This is a genomic window from Brachybacterium tyrofermentans (genome assembly GCF_039526165.1).
Taxonomy (GTDB): Bacteria; Actinomycetota; Actinomycetes; order Actinomycetales; family Dermabacteraceae; genus Brachybacterium; species Brachybacterium tyrofermentans.
In genome coordinates, this window is the sequence record NZ_BAAAIR010000063.1 from 1 (window position 1) to 982 (window position 982).

Annotated in this window: 2 protein-coding genes; both read right to left on the reverse strand. The window is 59.8% G+C overall.

The window, feature by feature from the left end:
* Positions 1 to 113 precede the first annotated feature (113 nt).
* Positions 114 to 590, reverse strand: coding sequence for a hypothetical protein (locus tag ABD093_RS18210; RefSeq protein WP_343926284.1), 477 nt, complete (start codon positions 588 to 590; stop codon positions 114 to 116).
* Between the two features lie 108 nt (positions 591 to 698).
* The gene (locus ABD093_RS18215) at positions 699 to 887 is read right to left on the reverse strand and encodes a helix-turn-helix domain-containing protein (protein WP_343926286.1); all 189 of its coding nucleotides are present in this window, start codon (positions 885 to 887) and stop codon (positions 699 to 701) included.
* Positions 888 to 982 lie beyond the last annotated feature (95 nt).

A 982-nucleotide genomic window follows, 5' to 3' on the forward strand; every position in this document is an offset into this window, starting at 1 on the left:
CTCCAGCTCACTCAGTAAGATCCGGCGCCAACCCCGAGCAACTGTCCATCGGAACCTGTCGGACTTGTTCAACGCGCCCTAGCTGGACCATGACGCGAGCGGCGAAGCTCGCCTCAGCGCTCGAGGTGGGTGCGCATCTCGCTAGAGACGACGTTGACGAATTCGCTGATTGCTTGCTGCGCCCTCAAACCAGCTTCTGTTCCGGTAGTCCTCAAAGCAGGATCCGTGACATCAACGTTCAGGGCAGCCGCCACCATGAGTCCATACGCTTCGTCGATCCTGCGGAAAGACCCCTCCTCGGCGACCTTGCTAAGCATGAACAGAGAGTCATTGAGCTCGTTGTGCGACTCTTCGAGTGCGTCGACATCGGCTTCCTCTCCATGATCCAGCTCCTTCACGTTGTTGTCTCGAAGGATTCGAGCCCACCGATAGGCGGCGTTGGTGAGGTCCTTATACGCCTCGTCTCGCGCAGAGGCGACTCGTTCGCGACGCCATCGACGAACAGCCAGGTGGGAGGTAATCAGAGTGACCACTACCGAGACACCCAGGCTCGAGCCAACGGGCCAGAGCATTTCGAACACACTCATCATGCGAAGAGCACAGGTTCTGGAGTGATGCGTTCGCGTGGAACAGGGAGGTCCTCGCCGTAGAACAGTTTGCTAGTCGCCATGTCCTCATTATTGACGACAGAGCTGGGCTCAGGCTTCGGTGGCCAGGGAGGGTTGCTGGAGATAACGATACAGCGTGGATCGACTGATCCCGTGTTCACGCGCGATTTGGGCTTTGGGTGTACCGGCGAGGGCTGCGTTGCGGACCTCGCGGAGCTTGTCGCCTTGGAGGGTGCGGGGCCGGCCCTTGTAGGCCCCGCGCTTCTTCGCGGCGGCGATCCCGTCAGTCTGGCGTTGACGCTCCTATAGTTGTCAACTCGCGATTTCGCCGGTGCGGGGGTTGACCTTGATGAGGTGGTAGACCTCGCGAATGA